The sequence below is a fragment of the Erwinia sp. 9145 genome, from assembly GCF_000745075.1.
Classification (GTDB): domain Bacteria; phylum Pseudomonadota; class Gammaproteobacteria; order Enterobacterales; family Enterobacteriaceae; genus Erwinia; species Erwinia oleae.
Map to the genome: position 1 here is coordinate 2,361,365 of NZ_JQNE01000001.1, position 16,997 is coordinate 2,378,361.

17 protein-coding genes are annotated in these 16,997 nt (G+C 42.8%); 3 read left to right on the forward strand and 14 right to left on the reverse strand.

The genetic code is table 11. The annotated features are described in order from the left end of the window. Window positions 1-4 precede the first annotated feature (4 nt). Genes hisA through hisIE form a run of 3 tightly spaced genes read left to right on the forward strand, consistent with a single transcriptional unit; the run spans window position 5 to window position 2,105 of the window. Window positions 5-742, forward strand: coding sequence for a 1-(5-phosphoribosyl)-5-[(5-phosphoribosylamino)methylideneamino]imidazole-4-carboxamide isomerase (gene hisA, locus FA91_RS11455; protein ID WP_034915842.1), 738 nt, complete (start codon window positions 5-7; stop codon window positions 740-742). Beyond that, window positions 724-1,500, forward strand: coding sequence for an imidazole glycerol phosphate synthase subunit HisF (gene hisF / locus FA91_RS11460; protein ID WP_034915845.1), 777 nt, complete (start codon window positions 724-726; stop codon window positions 1,498-1,500). Before hisA ends, hisF begins: the two co-directional genes overlap by 19 nt. Beyond that, the gene (gene hisIE / locus FA91_RS11465) at window positions 1,494-2,105 is read left to right on the forward strand and encodes a bifunctional phosphoribosyl-AMP cyclohydrolase/phosphoribosyl-ATP diphosphatase HisIE (protein ID WP_034915848.1); all 612 of its coding nucleotides are present in this window, start codon (window positions 1,494-1,496) and stop codon (window positions 2,103-2,105) included. Before hisF ends, hisIE begins: the two co-directional genes overlap by 7 nt. Before the next feature lie 57 nt (window positions 2,106-2,162). Here the strand turns inward: hisIE and wzzB are convergent, their stop codons facing one another. The 14 genes from wzzB to galF all read right to left on the reverse strand — a co-directional run bounded on the left by wzzB (window position 2,163) and on the right by galF (window position 16,832). Continuing rightward, window positions 2,163-3,170, reverse strand: coding sequence for an LPS O-antigen chain length determinant protein WzzB (gene wzzB / locus FA91_RS11470; protein WP_034915850.1), 1,008 nt, complete (start codon window positions 3,168-3,170; stop codon window positions 2,163-2,165). 404 nt (window positions 3,171-3,574) lie between these two features. Next, on the reverse strand, window positions 3,575-4,801 hold the full coding sequence (locus tag FA91_RS11475; RefSeq protein ID WP_034915852.1) for an oligosaccharide flippase family protein: 1,227 nt from the start codon (window positions 4,799-4,801) through the stop codon (window positions 3,575-3,577). After that, entirely contained in the window at window positions 4,802-5,701 is a 900-nt protein-coding gene (locus FA91_RS11480; RefSeq protein ID WP_051937137.1) for an ATP-grasp fold amidoligase family protein, read from the reverse strand. 246 nt (window positions 5,702-5,947) lie between these two features. Then, entirely contained in the window at window positions 5,948-7,354 is a 1,407-nt protein-coding gene (gene gndA / locus FA91_RS11485) for an NADP-dependent phosphogluconate dehydrogenase (protein WP_034915854.1), read from the reverse strand. 128 nt (window positions 7,355-7,482) lie between these two features. After that, window positions 7,483-8,499, reverse strand: coding sequence for an EpsG family protein (locus FA91_RS11490; RefSeq protein ID WP_034915856.1), 1,017 nt, complete (start codon window positions 8,497-8,499; stop codon window positions 7,483-7,485). Window positions 8,500-8,516: 17 nt separating this feature from the next. Beyond that, window positions 8,517-9,260 (reverse strand): glycosyltransferase family 2 protein, encoded by a 744-nt coding sequence (locus FA91_RS11495; protein ID WP_034915858.1) that lies wholly within the window; start codon window positions 9,258-9,260, stop codon window positions 8,517-8,519. After that, window positions 9,257-10,225 (reverse strand): glycosyltransferase family 2 protein, encoded by a 969-nt coding sequence (locus tag FA91_RS11500; protein ID WP_034915859.1) that lies wholly within the window; start codon window positions 10,223-10,225, stop codon window positions 9,257-9,259. The genes FA91_RS11495 and FA91_RS11500 overlap by 4 nt, the downstream gene beginning before the upstream one ends. Continuing rightward, complete coding sequence (locus FA91_RS11505; RefSeq protein WP_034915861.1) at window positions 10,218-10,973, reverse strand: glycosyltransferase domain-containing protein; 756 nt, start codon at window positions 10,971-10,973, stop codon at window positions 10,218-10,220. The genes FA91_RS11500 and FA91_RS11505 overlap by 8 nt, the downstream gene beginning before the upstream one ends. Before the next feature lie 55 nt (window positions 10,974-11,028). Then, the gene (gene rfbC, locus FA91_RS20520) at window positions 11,029-11,577 is read right to left on the reverse strand and encodes a dTDP-4-dehydrorhamnose 3,5-epimerase (protein ID WP_034915863.1); all 549 of its coding nucleotides are present in this window, start codon (window positions 11,575-11,577) and stop codon (window positions 11,029-11,031) included. Window positions 11,578-11,580: 3 nt separating this feature from the next. Further along, complete coding sequence (rfbA, locus tag FA91_RS11515; protein WP_034915865.1) at window positions 11,581-12,456, reverse strand: glucose-1-phosphate thymidylyltransferase RfbA; 876 nt, start codon at window positions 12,454-12,456, stop codon at window positions 11,581-11,583. 46 nt (window positions 12,457-12,502) lie between these two features. Then, window positions 12,503-13,402, reverse strand: a complete 900-nt coding sequence (gene rfbD / locus FA91_RS11520; RefSeq protein WP_034915868.1) for a dTDP-4-dehydrorhamnose reductase — start codon at window positions 13,400-13,402, stop codon at window positions 12,503-12,505. Beyond that, window positions 13,399-14,487, reverse strand: coding sequence for a dTDP-glucose 4,6-dehydratase (gene rfbB, locus FA91_RS11525; RefSeq protein WP_034915871.1), 1,089 nt, complete (start codon window positions 14,485-14,487; stop codon window positions 13,399-13,401). Before rfbB ends, rfbD begins: the two co-directional genes overlap by 4 nt. A 385-nt stretch (window positions 14,488-14,872) precedes the next feature. After that, window positions 14,873-15,886, reverse strand: coding sequence for a UDP-glucose 4-epimerase GalE (gene galE, locus FA91_RS11530; RefSeq protein ID WP_034915873.1), 1,014 nt, complete (start codon window positions 15,884-15,886; stop codon window positions 14,873-14,875). A gap of 49 nt (window positions 15,887-15,935) precedes the next feature. Then, a complete protein-coding gene (galF, locus tag FA91_RS11535) occupies window positions 15,936-16,832 on the reverse strand; it encodes a UTP--glucose-1-phosphate uridylyltransferase GalF (RefSeq protein WP_034915875.1) in 897 nt (298 codons plus the stop codon). Between the last annotated feature and the right edge of the window lie 165 nt (window positions 16,833-16,997).

The following is a 16,997-nucleotide window of genomic DNA, read 5'->3' on the forward strand; positions in this document are numbered from 1 at the left end:
GGTCATGATTATTCCTGCGTTAGATTTAATTGAGGGCAAGGTGGTACGCCTTCATCAGGGCGATTACGGCCAGCAACGCGATTACGGCAGCGATCCGCTGCCGCGCCTTCAGGACTACGAAGCACAAGGCGCCAGCGTACTGCACCTCGTCGATTTGACTGGTGCGAAAGATCCCGCCGCGCGTCAGATCCCCTTGCTGAAAAAGCTGCTGGCGGGCGTCAGCGTGCCGGTACAGGTTGGCGGCGGCATTCGTACCGCGCAGGATGTTGAAGCGCTGCTTGAGGCGGGCGCGCGCCGTGTGGTGGTTGGCTCCACGGCGGTGAAACAGCCTGAAGAGGTGCAGCGCTGGTTTCAAAAATACGGCCCGGAGGCTATTGTCCTGGCGCTCGACGTGCGTATTGACAGCCGCAACCGTAAAGAGGTGGCGATCAGCGGCTGGCAGGAAGCGGCAGGAGTGACGCTGGAGCAGGTGATTGAACAGTTTTCACCTTCGGGACTGAAGCATGTGCTGTGTACGGATATCTCGCGCGACGGCACGCTCAGCGGATCGAACGTCGCGCTTTATCAGGACGTGTCGTCGCGTTTCCCGTCGATTGCTTTCCAGTCATCCGGCGGTATCGGCTCGCTGAATGATATCAGCGCGCTGCGCGGCAGCGGCGTACAGGGCGTTATCGTTGGCCGCGCGCTGTTGGAAGATAAATTCACCGTTAAGGAGGCCATTTCATGCTGGCAAAACGGATAATTCCCTGTCTCGACGTACGCGAGGGTCAGGTGGTAAAAGGCGTGCAGTTTCGCAATCATGAAATTATTGGCGATATCGTGCCGCTGGCGCAGCGCTACGCGCAGGAAGGCGCCGACGAGCTGGTCTTTTATGACATCACGGCCTCCTCTGACGGCCGCGTGGTGGATAAAAGCTGGGTATCCCGCGTGGCGGAAGTGATCGATATCCCCTTCTGTGTGGCAGGTGGTATCAAAACGCCGGAAGATGCCGCACAAATTTTGTCATTCGGCGCCGACAAGATCTCCATTAACTCCCCTGCCCTGGCCGATCCCGATCTGATTACGCGTCTGGCGGATCGTTTTGGCGTGCAGTGCATCGTGGTGGGCATCGATACCTGGTTTGACAGTGAAAGCGGTAAGTATCACGTTAATCAGTACACCGGCGATGAAAGCCATACAAAAGTAACGTCGTGGGAAACGGTGGCGTGGGTGCAGGAAGTACAGCGGCGCGGCGCGGGCGAGATCGTACTGAATATGATGAATCAGGATGGCGTGCGCAACGGTTACGATCTCACCCAGCTACAAAAGGTGCGGGAAGTGTGTAAAGTGCCGCTGATCGCCTCCGGCGGCGCGGGTACAATGGCGCATTTCCATGAGGCTTTTCGTGATGCCGACGTAGACGGCGCGCTGGCCGCTTCCGTATTCCATAAACAAATTATTAATATTGGTGAGCTGAAACGTTACCTGATTGAGAAAGGTGTGGAGATTCGCGCGTGTTAACACAACAACAGCAAGACCAGCTCGACTGGAAAAAAACCGACGGCATGATGCCTGCTATCGTTCAGCACGCCGTTTCGGGCGAAGTGCTGATGCATGGTTATATGAACCCGGCCGCGCTGGAGAAAACGCTGGCAAGCGGTCAGGTCACCTTCTGGTCGCGCACGAAGCAGCGCCTGTGGACCAAGGGTGAAACGTCAGAAAACTTTCTGAACGTGGTCAGCATTACGCCGGACTGCGACAATGATACGCTGCTGATCCTGGTAAACCCGATTGGGCCAACCTGTCACCTTGGAACATCAAGCTGTTTCTCTCCTGCCGCCCCAGACTGGACGTTTCTCTATAAACTGGAGCAGCTACTGGCAGAGCGCAAGCATGCCGATCCTGAAAGCTCATATACCGCCAGCCTGTATGCCAGCGGCACCAAGCGCATCGCGCAGAAGGTGGGTGAAGAAGGTGTGGAAACCGCACTGGCCGCAACGGTAAATGACCGGGAAGAGTTGAAGAATGAGGCTTCCGATCTGGTTTATCATCTGCTGGTGCTGTTGCAGGATCAGGAACTGGATTTGAGTGCGGTGATAGGGAATTTACGGGAAAGGCATAAGTAAATTAATGCAAAAAACGGGCGTCGTAAACTCAGGCGCCCGTTTTTTTAGCCAACGATTTTATACTTTCTGTTTATGCTTAAGCAGCGCATTGCGACCGAGCACAATTCCCCCGCCCACAATACCGCCTAATAGCAGAGCCAGCATCATCGTTACAGCGCGCTTTGGACTATCGCGACGGAACGGCAATGTTGGCTTCATCACATAGCGGTATGCATGAAAGTTAGTGACTATCGAGTTATTATTACTATTAGTGGTCGTCACTAAATTATTGACATCCAGTAGCCGCTGGCGAACCTGATAATAGCTGTCCGGAAAGGTAAGTGGGCGAGTCGCCTCGTTTTTCACCATTGATGATAACGCATCGCTCCCCAGCATGAACATTGTGTCCTGGGATACCTGCTCTGCCTGTTGGACCTGCGGAGTTTTGATTTTAGCCTGCTCGGCTATTGTCAGCGCCTGAGCAATCTGCGCAATGCGCAGCGCTTTCTGTTCAGTAGCCACTTTCTCACTACTCACTAATAATTGTTCCAGTTCGCTTTTGCGAGAAATGATGCTGGAGTTAAGATCTGCTTTAACCGCGTTTACCACGTCGTCATCAATCTGCTGAATATACTGCGCCAGAATTTTCTGTGCTTGTTCCGCAGAATTTGCAACATATGAGACACGCAAAGGCAAATTCTGCCCTTTAATTGCAGCTTCTACATTAAGTCTTTCTGGTTTTTCCTGATTGTCCAGTTTTTCTGATAACGCCGAGAAAGACGAGTTAAAATGTGAAATAAGATTCTGCTGAATAGTGGTGATTGTCGGCGCGTTAGTATCATACAGAATGTTCATAGCATTAGCGTAACTGGAGACCTGACCAGAATCAGGCTGAGTAATCAGCGCCGTTGATGTCCATTTTTCTTTAGCGAAAAATAAATAACTCGTTGCGAGTAAAATAGCCACAATCATGCACACGATAACAGTGAGCTTTCCATGCCAGATCTGTATACCCAAATCAATCAGGTCGACCTGCTCAGGTTCACTGTAGCGAGCGGTACTGCTGTTATTATTATCCTGTATCATATAAACCTTAACAACATGTTATAAGAGAATGCATACCATGAACGATAGTTTACCTGGACGCATGAGAATTGCTACCAATCTAATGGCTGATTTTTGCATGAAGTCCGAAATATAATTCAAATCCGCCACTGTTAAAACCGGCAGGCATCAGAGAAGGTCCGTTAAAGATAACAATTTTCATTATATAAACCTTACTTATAAGGGTTTACATACAGTAAGATAGTGTAATTTTCAGAAAGGCTTAAGATTCAAAGATGACATACTCTTCTTATCACACAGTACACTACCTTATAGCCTGATATTTTCTGGATCATGAAGACGCACTTCTGAGTAACTTCCTACGCAGCATTATTTATAGCATTGCGTATTATAAAAAATCACATTCAGCTTGTAATAGGAGTGCTTCAGATCGCAGAGCCCTTTTTTAATTTAAAATAATAGTATGCGAATAGAGATGCAAATAGTAGCCTTGCCATTAAGAGCATCAAAATTGCACCATAAGCATGGTAAATTTGAATTAAAGGGTAGCAAACTACAGCGGGAAGAATTGAAGATATTATTGAAATTCTTTTAAAATGTGTATCCAGCCTTTGCGGCAAGAAAAAACCATAGGAAAAAGAGCACAGAATTGAATATAAAAAAATACCTGGCGAACACAACAGTAAATATTTTTGGGCCAATTCATATCCCTGGCCTAAAAACAGATAGATAATTTCTTTTCTGAAGAGAATAATAGCTATAAAAGGAATTGCTGAAAGCGATAAATTTATTAACAACAAAGCCTTCAACGTAGACTTTCCTTTTACGACCATAGGATACACGGATTTCGCTGCGATAGCCTGAAAACTTCCCGCAATGTTTATAATCCTCAATGCAATTGAATAACAGGCAAAAACCATTGGACTAACAATTGCACCAATAACCAAAGGCGGTATATTACTATAGAGATTCGGTGCAAACTCGCCTATAAATGCATCAAGGCCTTCTTTAAAATCTTTACCTATAGAGTTCGTATTACTTATTTTTTTAACTTTGATCCGATGAAGTCGATAGATATACATTATAACGCCAGCTATCAGGAAAGCATATGCATTTAACCTGACAGCCGATGACACTGAATCATGATCCTTAACAAATACAAAAATCAGTAATAACTGTAAAATTCGTGTTGCGACTGTTACAAGGGAAAAGAATTTCAGTGTGGACGTACCTTGATGGAACCATGGCGCTGACAAATAATATCCAACCGCCGAAGCCACCATCACTTCGAAATAAAAAAGCAAACTAAAGCCAGGAATAAAAAAATGACAATATATAAGGGATAAAGGAATAAAAAGCAGAGTTAATAAAAAACGAAGCCGTTGATATCTTGAGTAAACATAGTTCAGTGCCTCTTTATCACCTTTTTTTTCAGCAGCGTCTCTCACCCCTGTAATATTTGTACTGTAGTCTATGATAATAAGCATAAATATAGACAGTGTACTAAAAAGTAAAACTGTACCATATCCATTTACACCAAGTACCCGGGAAAGGTAAGGCATTGTTATGATAGGAATCAACATTCCAATAATATTTATCGATGATAATCCGATAAAATTACTGAGAAACTCTTTATTGAAAAACTTTAACATTCACGAAGCCTGTTCAGAAGATTTATTTTCATTATATTTTTCCTCATAGTCATCATTCCAAAGCTCTCCCCATATATCATTATACTTTTCCGGATTAAAGGTTTCACCTGCACAACCATGGGTCAAAGTTATCTCACCGAACAGAGGCTTATTGTTAACAATATACCAATCAATGCGCACATAGGCTAATCCTTCGCTGAGTTTCTTTGATAGTGATAATAACTCATCAAGTTTATTTGGTTTTTCAGCAGGTATCGTGGAATTGGGATGATCCAGGGTAAAAGGTATAAAATTCCAGTCCTCATCGAAAAAATCACGAGTATGCGCATCGCCATTATCTTCAAACCTGTCATAATCAACCTGGATGAAAAATTTAGGCCCTTGTTTAGAATTAAAACAGTGCACCTTATAATCATAAGGAATTTTGCCGTCATCAGAAACAAGTAGTTGTTCAACCATAAGACGAGGCTTTATATATTTATAATGCTTTTCGAAATTTATTCGACTGAAATCCATTTCAAGCCAGCTATTAGTCAACGATAAAACATCGCTAAAGGCATGTTCAGCTTTCGATGTAACAATTAAATTTGTTCCACTGGCATGATTAGCTTTAATAACAAATGATTGAGGAAAGTGGTTCCAGTCATTTATAGTGAGTTTATCGCCTTGCCACAACAGAGGGATTAAATAATCCGGACCAATACGGTTTTTAATATATTCACGAACAGCTAATTTATCAGCCAATAATGCATAAAACTGCTTAGGCCTACGCATTCTTAAAGCAATTTTCTCATTAAATTTTTTCGGATGAATTATATTGGGAAGAACACCATGATGAAAATAATAACGATAAAGTGAATGAATTGAATCAGGGATCAATTTTTTAATTAGACGTTTCATTTCAAGAATTCTTCTGAAGAGTTGGAGTTAAGATTGTGGAATCTGATTTTAGAATCTCACTAATGCAATATTCTTATTAATAACAGGTGAAGTTTTCCTCAAGCCATATAACCTTCGCGGGTTACCTCCAACAATTATCATCGGCGGCACATCAGCTTAATGCAGTAGAATAATTATTGCTAAAACACGTAATTAATAAAAAACCCGGAAAAGTTTCCGGGTCTTATACAGATAAAAAGAAAACGATTAATTCATCCAGTCAGTGTGAAATACACCTTCTTTATCGGTACGTTTATATGTATGCGCACCGAAATAATCACGTTGAGCCTGTATTAAGTTTGCTGGCAGTTTTTCTGAACGATAGCTATCGTAATAGGCGATTGCAGCAGAGAACGTCGGAACCGGAATACCATTTTGCACGGCATAAGCCACTACATCGCGTAGCGCCTGCTGATAGTTGTCAGCGATTTGCTTAAAGTATGGTGCCAGCAAAAGGTTTGCAATGCCCGAGTTTTCTACGTAAGCATTGGTGATTTTTTGTAGGAACTGAGCACGAATGATACAGCCTGCGCGGAAAATTTTCGCGATCTCACCGTAATTGAGATCCCAATTGTTTTCATCAGAAGCCGCACGTAATTGAGAGAAGCCCTGTGCATAAGAAACAATTTTACCCAGATAGAGCGCACGGCGTACTTTTTCAATAAACTCTTTCTTATCATCAGCGGGTTTGGATTGTGGACCACTCAATACTTTTGAAGCGGCGACACGCTGGTCTTTCAGAGATGAGATATAGCGTGCAAAAACAGATTCAGTGATTAAGGATAGCGGCTCGCCAAGATCAAGAGAACTCTGGCTAGTCCATTTTCCTGTTCCTTTATTAGCGGCTTCATCCAGAATAACGTCAACCAGATATTTACCGTCTTCATCCTTTTTATTAAAGATATCTTTAGTGATATCGATTAAGTAGCTACTTAACTCGCCACCATTCCACTCGGTAAAAGTCTGTGCCAACTCTTCATTTGAAAGATTCAGACCGCCTTTAAGCAGAGCATAGCTTTCTGAAATTAACTGCATATCTCCGTATTCGATACCATTATGAACCATTTTGACATAGTGTCCTGCTCCGTCCGGACCTATATATGACACGCAAGGTTCGCCATCCTCTGCAACAGCGGCAATTTTTGTCAAAATGGGTGCAACCAGTTCATAAGCATCCTTTTGACCACCAGGCATTATTGAAGGCCCTTTCAAAGCCCCCTCTTCGCCACCGGAGACGCCCGTACCGATGAAGTTGAAACCCTCTTCCGAAAGTTCCCGATTACGGCGAATTGTGTCATGATAGAAAGTGTTACCCCCGTCGATAATGATGTCGCCTTTATCAAGGTAGGGTTTGAGGGAATCGATTGCTGCGTCAGTACCAGTGCCCGCTTTTACCATTAACAGGATACGCCGTGGCGTTTCGAGAGACTCAATAAATTCCTGTACTGTATAATAAGGAACGAGTTTTTTTCCCGGATTCTGCGTGACAACTTCTTCAGTTTTTTCGCGGGAACGGTTAAAGACGGAAACAGTATAACCACGGCTCTCGATGTTGAGCGCCAGGTTGCGCCCCATGACTGCCATACCGATGACGCCGATCTGTTGCTTGGACATTATATACTCCTGTCTGGTGTATCACCGCGAGCTAAGTTCGCGGATTAGTAATAATTTTAATATTACTCTTTCTGACAATACAATCTGTTGAAGTATTGCAATGAGATCGCTAATCACACTAATTCTGTTCAAAATGAGAGCAAGCGATATGGCTCAATAATGGCTGCCTTATTGTAAGTTAAATATAATTGTAAAGCAGAAAATATAAATAAAATTGAAATATACATCCATCGCTGATCGTTTCTGATAAATTTTGTAGTATTGGCTAACAGAACAATCTGATAAATTAAGAAAAATTCGCTTATCCTGAAACTCAATACAGGAAAATCAATAAATACGTAAAATGAAATAATGGAAATACCGTAAAGTTTAAAAGCCACATTCATTTTTGAATCAACAAATGCCTTCTTGAAAAAACAATAGGTAACAAAAATAGCCACATTAAGAACTGCTAATACGTTTAAGGGATTAACGGTTGAATTATTAGCGTTATCAATATAAGTCAGGTAGTTAAGAGGTAAATGTAAGTATATCATTGAAATATAAAGATAATACTTAATATTAATAAAAGAAAACCCTAACCCGCATAATAATGCAACAAGCCAGAATGTCGCATTCGGCTTTTTTCGATTAACAAAAAATATGACGATAAACATTATTGAGCTTAGATGAAAACAAAATGCAAGTATTATATATATGAATGCCATTACTTTTTTGTTTTTTATATAAGCATCGAATGACAAAAGACATACAGATACAGCAACAGCCGCTCGCACTTGCGTCAGGTCTAAAAGTAAAAATAGCTTTCCAAAATACACTAAGAAAAAGAGACTAACAGGTAATGATAATCGTCGCAGAGCTTTAATCTTTAGAACCGTCGCCAAAAAAGCCAAAATTATAAAACTAACTGCTATAGGCAACGAAAAATGCTGAGCGCCACTAAATATTAAACTGGATATTGGTTCAGGAAAATATCTGGGTTGAGCTAAATAATATCCGTTATAATAGTTTTGGAAATCATGACTTACCTCTGGAGCAATGAAACCCGCCATAACAAATAAAGCAACTAAAACTAAAGCAATTAAATAATTATTACGCGCAAGGGTGCTGATAAAAAGAATAAAAAGTACCACCCAATAAGCCATAATTTCAATTTCCAATATTAATATTTAGCAAAAAAGCAATATCTAAATACACTTTTAATATGCCATAAAAAATGTTTAGAGAGGATATTTCTATTGTTATGCGCTGCGAGGTGAAGCGCTTCTATTCCAGGAATGTACAGAACACGTTGATTAGTGAGCGAATAAATCCTACGACATATATCAAGGTCTTCACAATACATAAAGAACTTCTCATCAAAGCCATTGACCTTGTCATACAAACTACTTTTTATAAGTAAAAAAGATCCTGAAGCCCAATCTACGTGGCATGGTTCTTTTATTTTAGATTTATCAATTATTGTCTCATTTTTATTTAAAAGAAAAGATTCAATAAAATGCTTGATAGTAGGGAAATTCCGTATATTAGCATCCCGTTCAGTTTCTGTTTTTACCAAATCTATTGTCGCAATGTTAGCTGAGTATACTTTCATTTCATTCATTGCATCTATTAATATTTCGGTAGTGACACTAACATCTGGATTAAGCACCAGAAATAAATCATCAGGTTGCAGATTCAGAATATCTTTCGCATATCTATAATTTTGGTTGTTATTTTCGCCAAAGCCTTTTTTTTTACTATTTTTAATATAATGTAATTTATGCCGAAGGCAATAATTTTCTAATTCGCTCTCACCGACATTATCGGTCACAATTACAGGGAAGTTTTGAGCTAATTTCAGTAATGTTCCAAGTTTTTTTATTAATGAGTAATGCCCATGAGACACTATTGAAATAAAAATCATTTACCTTTGCCTTTAAATATAATTAAATATGTTCCGACAGTTTTTAGAATCGAACTTTTCTTTAAGTTTACTTTTAATGCTGCGTATACTCTTTTTATTTTAGACGATTTCGCATCGACATATAAAGATAAAGCATCAATATAAGCTAAGCTTTCATCTGGAAGATCATTTAAATAACGTAGTTTAATATCCAGCATTTGCTGAATAGTGCGTTCATAATTACGACTTGCAGAATAAAATGATTTTTTAAAGTTGAAAAATGCATTTAAAAAACTATTACTCTTTGCCCCTACTTGATTGTTGGCATGTTGCCGGTATTTAATAAATGTCTCATTGCTGATAAATCGAATCTCTCCATATATTTTACAGACTACTATGAGCCACCAATCATGCATCAGACATTTGTCTGGTAATGGAAAACTCTTTTGAATTAGTTTCTGATTGAACATTATAGTACATCCTGGAGAAAGATTTTGAATCAAAAGATTATTGATATTATTCACCCAGGACTCTTTGATCGATTGATAATGCAGAAATGATTTATCGACCAAACGTAAATCAGAATCAACAACTTCCAGATCGCTAAATATTAGCAATGGCAGGTTTTTGTTACACTTCTCTGCTTCTTTAATATATGCAATAATTTTATTCGGCATCCAGATGTCATCCTGATCAGACAGCATAATAAATTCGCTGTTTGCCAATCTGATGCCTCGTTCAAAATTTTTTGCGGGGCCATAAGGCTTTCCCTGGTCATTTTTAACTAATATTAATTTATTGGGAGGAATTGTCCTGGCAATAATATCTAGTGTATGGTCCGTCGAGTTATCATCGCAAACAATGATTTTATTAATTATTTCGTCGAAACTATGCATTGCGAGAATAGAATTAAGTTGTTCGGATAAATACTTCTCTCCATTATATGTTGCCAACACAATATCTATCTTTCCTGACACGTCATACATTAAATAGACTTCCTATTGTTCTGTTAATAATTTTCTTAAATTTTGTCTCTAATGTTTTGTGTCTGTTATTTGCATGCCCCATATAACGGAAATATTTATTCTCATATCTGGCATCGCTAGGCCCCATATTATTAACACGGAATTCCGTTCTCCATATTACATAGGGTAATGCAAGTTGATCTCTCTTTGCATTGAATTTATCTATATATTCCAGCCACCATTTTTCCATCAACTCGATGACTTTAGGTTCATTATGTGAACGCAATAATATGTTCGCTTCATATAATGCATCATGGCAGAAATTCTCTTTCTTGTATTTCCGTAATTGCCTGTTAATAATCCAGAAATAATCCGTCCCTATGAAAGAGCAAATTTTACCTTCATCAAAAATATTATTTCTTTCAGGGTGCGAAAAAATTGAGAAATCAGACTTAGAAAGTTGACTGGAACTCCACTCAAATATATCTCCACACAGTAAAATATTCCCATCAATATAGAGGGAATATTTGTAATCAGGAAATACAAGATGAGGATTTAATTTATAAAAACGGTTAAAATCTTTATTATTAAGATTTTTTTTAGGTGGTGTCAGCAATTTCCATGGGGCAGGCAGGTCAATATTTTCATTACTGATGATAAAATAGTCGCATCGTTCATCTATTGATTTAACCGGCAATATCTGATCGTAACCACCCGTGATGACACTATAAACTGCAAGCTCTTTGGTTTTAACTTCTTTAATTTTCATAGCGTTTCAATATAAATTGAATATATATTTCAAATACAATGCAATAATCTTGCATTCATTGAAATATTTCAGCCTGGCCAAGTGTTGGTTGCTTGCTATCTTTAGTAGAAAGAATTTTTTCCGAAATCTTTGGCCAATCGATACCAATATCAGGATCATTCCAAAAAATTCCGCGATCGCTTGCAGGATGATAATAATTTGTAGTTTTGTATACAAATTCAGCAGTATCACTTAGTACTAAAAATCCGTGCGCGAATCCTTCTGGGATCCACAGCTGTCGTTTATTTTCAGCAGATAAATGTACGCCGACCCATGCTCCAAATGTAGGAGAAAATCGTCGGATATCTACTGCTACATCAAACACTTCGCCAACTACGCAACGTACTAGTTTACCCTGAGCGTGCGGAGCGAGCTGATAATGAAGCCCTCGCAATACTCCTTTAGCGGACTTTGAATGGTTGTCTTGAACAAATTCGATTTTTCGTCCAACTGCTTCTTCGAAAACTTTCTGACTGAAGCTTTCAAAGAAGAATCCGCGTTCATCGCCAAATACATTCGGCTCGAAAATGAGCACATCAGGTATATCAGTCTTTATAACATTCACAGGCTAGTACCCTTTCACCATCTTGAGCAAATACTGCCCATATTCGTTTTTTGCCAGAGGCGCTGCTAATTTTTTTACCTGATCGACATCAATGAAGCCTTTACGATATGCAATTTCCTCTGGACAAGAAACTTTTAAACCCTGACGCTGCTCTATGGTCTGGATAAAGTTGCTTGCTTCAATCAGACTATGATGAGTTCCCGTGTCCAGCCATGCATAGCCACGTCCCATCATCGCGACGGAGAGATTGCCCTCCTCCATATACAGGCGATTGATATCGGTAATTTCCAATTCACCACGCGGTGAGGGCTTAAGTTTTTTCGCCATTTCCACTACGCGATTATCGTAGAAATAGAGACCTGTAACTGCGTAATTGCTTTTAGGCTTCAACGGCTTTTCTTCAAGGGATACAGCTATACCATTTTCATCAAATTCAACCACGCCGTAACGTTCAGGGTCATTAACGTGATAAGCAAATACAGTTGCCCCGGTAGTTTGATTCACGGCTGCCTGAAGCTCTTTAGGTAAATCGTGCCCATAAAAAATATTGTCACCTAAAACCAGAGCACAGTTATCATTACCGATAAACTCTTCACCAATAATAAAAGCCTGGGCCAGACCATCAGGATTGTTCTGTACCTTATAGGTAAGATTCAGCCCCCACTGGCTTCCATCACCAAGTAGTTGCTCGAAGCGTGGCGTATCCTGCGGAGTGCTGATAATCAAAATATCGCGAATACCCGCGAGCATCAGCGTGCTAATCGGATAGTAAATCATGGGTTTATCATAGATTGGCAGCAGTTGCTTACTTACTGCCATGGTCACCGGATACAGACGGGTACCCGAACCACCAGCCAGAATAATGCCTTTACGTGTCATGCTATCTCTCTAATTTTTTGATATTCAGAATATCTTTCCTGCAAGATTATATTGCCCGCAAGGCGATCAATTCTTCAAGCATGCGCCTCACACCATACTGCCAGCCAGGAAGCGTCAGCCCAAAGGTCTGACGAAATTTCTGCGTATCCAGTCGGGAGTTACCAGGCCGACGGGCAGGTGTTGGATAGCTGCTGGACGATACCGAATGAACCGTATTCAGCGCCAGCTCAATTCCAGCACTCTCAGCCTGTGCGAACACAAGGTTTGCATAATCGAACCATGTTGTTGTACCCGCCGCCGCCAGATGGTAAAGACCGGCAACCTCTGGCTTTTGTTGCGCCATCAATAAGGCATGAGCAGTGGCGTCGGCGAGTAAGTCTGCGCCCGTTGGTGCTCCGAACTGATCGTTGATAATCGATAATTCTTCACGAGCCTTTGCCAGATTCAGCATGGTCTTCGCAAAATTATTCCCTTTAGTCGCATAAACCCAACTGGTGCGAAAGATCAGATGCTTCGTGCAATATTGCTGTATTGCCTGCTCGCCCGCCAGTTTGCTTGCGCCATAGCTGTTCAACGGCCCGGTAGCATCATCCTCATTCCAGGGTCGATCTCCGTTTCCCGGAAAAACATAATCGGTAGAATAATGTACCAACCAGGCATTTAAACGCTGGGCTTCTTTAGCGATAGCGCCAACCGTCACAGCATTAATCTGCCGCGCCAGTTCTGATTCACTTTCAGCTTTATCCACTGCGGTATAGGCTGCCGCATTGACGATAATTTCCGGTTTAAGATGTCTGATAGTCGCAATAATGCCGTCGGTGTCAGTGAAATCGCCACAGTAGTCTTGAGAACAGGTAGCCAGTGCAGTCACCTCGCCCAGTGGTGCAAGTGCTCGTTGTAAAGCCCACCCAACCTGGCCATTTTTACCAAAAAGCAGAATATTCATGGCTGGCGTTCGCTATAATTTTGTTTGATCCACGCCTGATATGCGCCGCTCTTAACGTTTTTTACCCACTGGCTGTTTTCAAGATACCAGTGAACGGTTTTTCGGATGCCGCTTTCAAAAGTTTCAACGGGTTTCCAGTTAAGTTCTTTGCTAATTTTTTCTGCATCAATGGCGTAGCGGCGATCATGGCCGGGTCGGTCTTTTACATAGGTAATCTGACGATGATAACTGTCATCTTTTGGCACCAGCTCATCCAACAGATCACAAATAGTCTCCACTACCTGTAGATTCTGTTTTTCATTATGACCGCCAATATTATAAGTTTCACCCACCTTCCCTTGGGTAACCACGGTATAAAGCGCGCGTGCGTGATCTTCTACATATAACCAATCACGAATTTGATCTCCCTTGCCGTACACCGGTAGTGGTTTTCCTTCAAGTGCATTAAGTATGACCAGTGGGATGAGTTTTTCGGGGAAATGATAAGGGCCATAGTTGTTGGAGCAGTTAGTAACAATCGTTGGGAAGCCATAGGTGCGCAACCAGGCACGAACTAAATGGTCACTGGACGCTTTTGACGCTGAGTAAGGGCTGCTGGGGGCGTAACTCGTTTTTTCAGTAAAGAGAGGTAGTGGCGCCCCTCCCTTGACTTCATCAGGATGCGGCAGGTCGCCGTACACTTCATCGGTGGAGATGTGGTGAAAACGAAAAGCGGATTTACGGGCCGCATCCAAATTTTGCCAATAGGCGCGGGCCGCTTCGAGCAATACATACGTGCCGACAATGTTTGTTTCAATAAAATCTGCTGGCCCGGTGATAGAGCGATCGACGTGACTTTCAGCGGCCAGATGCATTACCGCATCAGGCTGATGCTCAGCAAAAATTGCGTTAATCGCAGCTTTATCACAGATATCTGCCTTCACAAAAGCATATCGCGGGTCCTTACTCACCGCCGCAAGCGATTCTACATTGCCTGCATAGGTTAATTTATCAACATTGATTACGCTATCTGACGTAGACGTAATAATATGACGCACCACTGCTGAACCGATGAAACCCGCTCCGCCTGTCACTAAAATTTTCACGCAAAATTTCTCTCTTGTCTGTTCACCCGGTATTTTGACACGCTACCGCCCCTGGCTTTTGCTACCAGTTGCAATGAATCGTCTTAAGGCCCGATTTTCATAATTGTTAACGTGATTAACATCTCCGGGGCTGCAATCTCACTGCGGCCCGGGTTAGCAAAAACGCTACAATTCTCGTACGATCCCCGTTTTCATACAAGACATAACCTGCACTAAATGCCTAAGCGCAGATAAAAATTGTTAAGAAAGCTGCATCATGATGAAAAAATAACTGAAAGGGATACTTAATTTTGAAGTGTTATCAGAGAGGCGCTTAATTTTTAAGCTATTACATATTGATTGAAAACAAAAAACTCCCCTCGGGGAGTTTGTCAGCTGGGTATGTCTAACGATATCCGTTAGGATTCTGGCTCTGCCATTTCCAGGTATCGCGCATCATCTCATCAATACCGCGTGATACGCGCCAGTCCAGTTCTTTATCCGCCAGGGAGGCATCGGCCCAGAATGCGGCCAGGTCGCCATCGCGGCGTGGTGAAACCTGATAAGGGACAGAACGGCCTGAGGCCTGCTCAAAGGATTTCACCATTTCCAGCACTGAATACCCTTCACCCGCGCCAAGGTTATATGCTTTATAACCCTGAATCGCCGGTAAATGATCCAGCGCTTTCAGATGCCCTTCGGCTAAGTCCATCACGTGTATATAATCGCGTACGCCGGTACCATCTTTGGTGGGATAGTCATCACCAAACACGCCCAGCTTCTCAAGGCGACCAATGGCAACCTGCGCAATGTAAGGCAGCAGATTGTTTGGCGTACCGTTTGGATCTTCGCCAATCTGGCCGGATTCGTGCGCGCCAACCGGGTTGAAGTAACGCAACGCAATGGTTTTAAAATCAGGATTGGCTTTGGCGTAGTCACGCAGGATGAATTCAACCATCAGCTTTGAGGTGCCGTAGGGGCTGGTCGTCCCGCCGATTGGCGTGGTTTCCACATACGGAACCGGCGCATCCGCCCCGTAAACCGTGGCAGAAGAGCTGAATATAAACTGATTGACGCCCGCTGAACGCATCTCTTCCAGCAGCACGAGTGTGCCGGTAACGTTATTCTGATAATACTCCAGCGGCATGCGGGTAGACTCGCCCACCGCTTTCAGGCCGGCAAAGTGTATTACCGCAGTAATATCGTGCTGTGCGAACAGATCGCGCAGGCAGGCGCGATCAAGAATATCGCCTTCGCAAAAAACGGCTTTTTTACCGGTTAGCTGCTCAACACGCGTGAGAGATTCACGTGAAGCATTGCTCAGGTTATCCAGCACCACCACGTCATCGCCGCGCTCAAGCAGCGTCAGAACCGTATGAGAACCAATATATCCGGCGCCGCCCGTTACTAAAATAGCCATGTGGACTCCTTGCTACCGCGCACGCTGGCGCGATCGAATTCGAAAGTAATTACTTCGCTAAGATGGTTTGGATCGCTTCGCGGAAATCACGGCCCTGAGCATTGCTACGTAAGCCCCATGAGACAAACGCTTTCATATAACCCAGCTTGCGTCCACAGTCAAAGCTTGCACCCGAGAGTTGGTGAGCGTCAACCGGCTGTTTTTTAGCCAGGTTAGCAATAGCATCGGTCAGTTGATAGCGGCCCCATGCGCCAGGCTCCAGGTTTTCCAGTTCCTGCCAGATGTCGGCGGCCAGAACATAACGGCCCACGGCAGCCAGATCGGACTGAAGCGACTGAACGTTTTCCGGTTTTTCGATAAAGTCGACAATTTCGCTGACCTGACCTGGATTATCCATCACTTCTTTCGTCTTAATAACCGAGTATTCAGAAAGTTCGGCTTCAGGCATGTGGTGAGCCAGCACCTGACTGCGTCCGGTCTCTTCAAAGCGCGCTACCATCGCCGCAAGGTTGTAACGCAGCGGATCGGCCGTAGAATCATCCAGCAGAATGTCCGGCAATACCACGACAAAGGCTTCATCGTGCAGCATTGGACGCGCGCACAAAATTGAGTTAGCCAGGCCCAGCGGTTGTGGCTGACGCACGTTCATAATCGTCACGCCGGGCGGGCAGATTGACTGGACTTCGCTCAGCAGTGAACGCTTAACGCGTGCTTCGAGCAGCGCTTCCAGCTCATAAGAGGTATCAAAATGGTTTTCAACCGCATTCTTGGATGCGTGAGTGACCAGAACAATTTCCTTGATGCCAGCCGCAACGCATTCATCAATGATGTACTGGATCATTGGCTTGTCGACGATGGGTAACATCTCTTTAGGAATGGCTTTTGTAGCAGGGAGCATATGCATACCCAGACCCGCAACGGGGATTACTGCTTTAAGCTTGGTCATATTTTTTCCATATAAATGAAGTAAAAAACGTTCAGCGATTATGCAATAAAGTCATGATCGCTAAGTATAATCTTTATCTGAAAATTTTCCGCTCGGCCTGAGTAAATTAAGCGATAAGCGTATCAGTCAATTCTGTTAATTAAAAAAAAGGTAACCGCTTAAGGG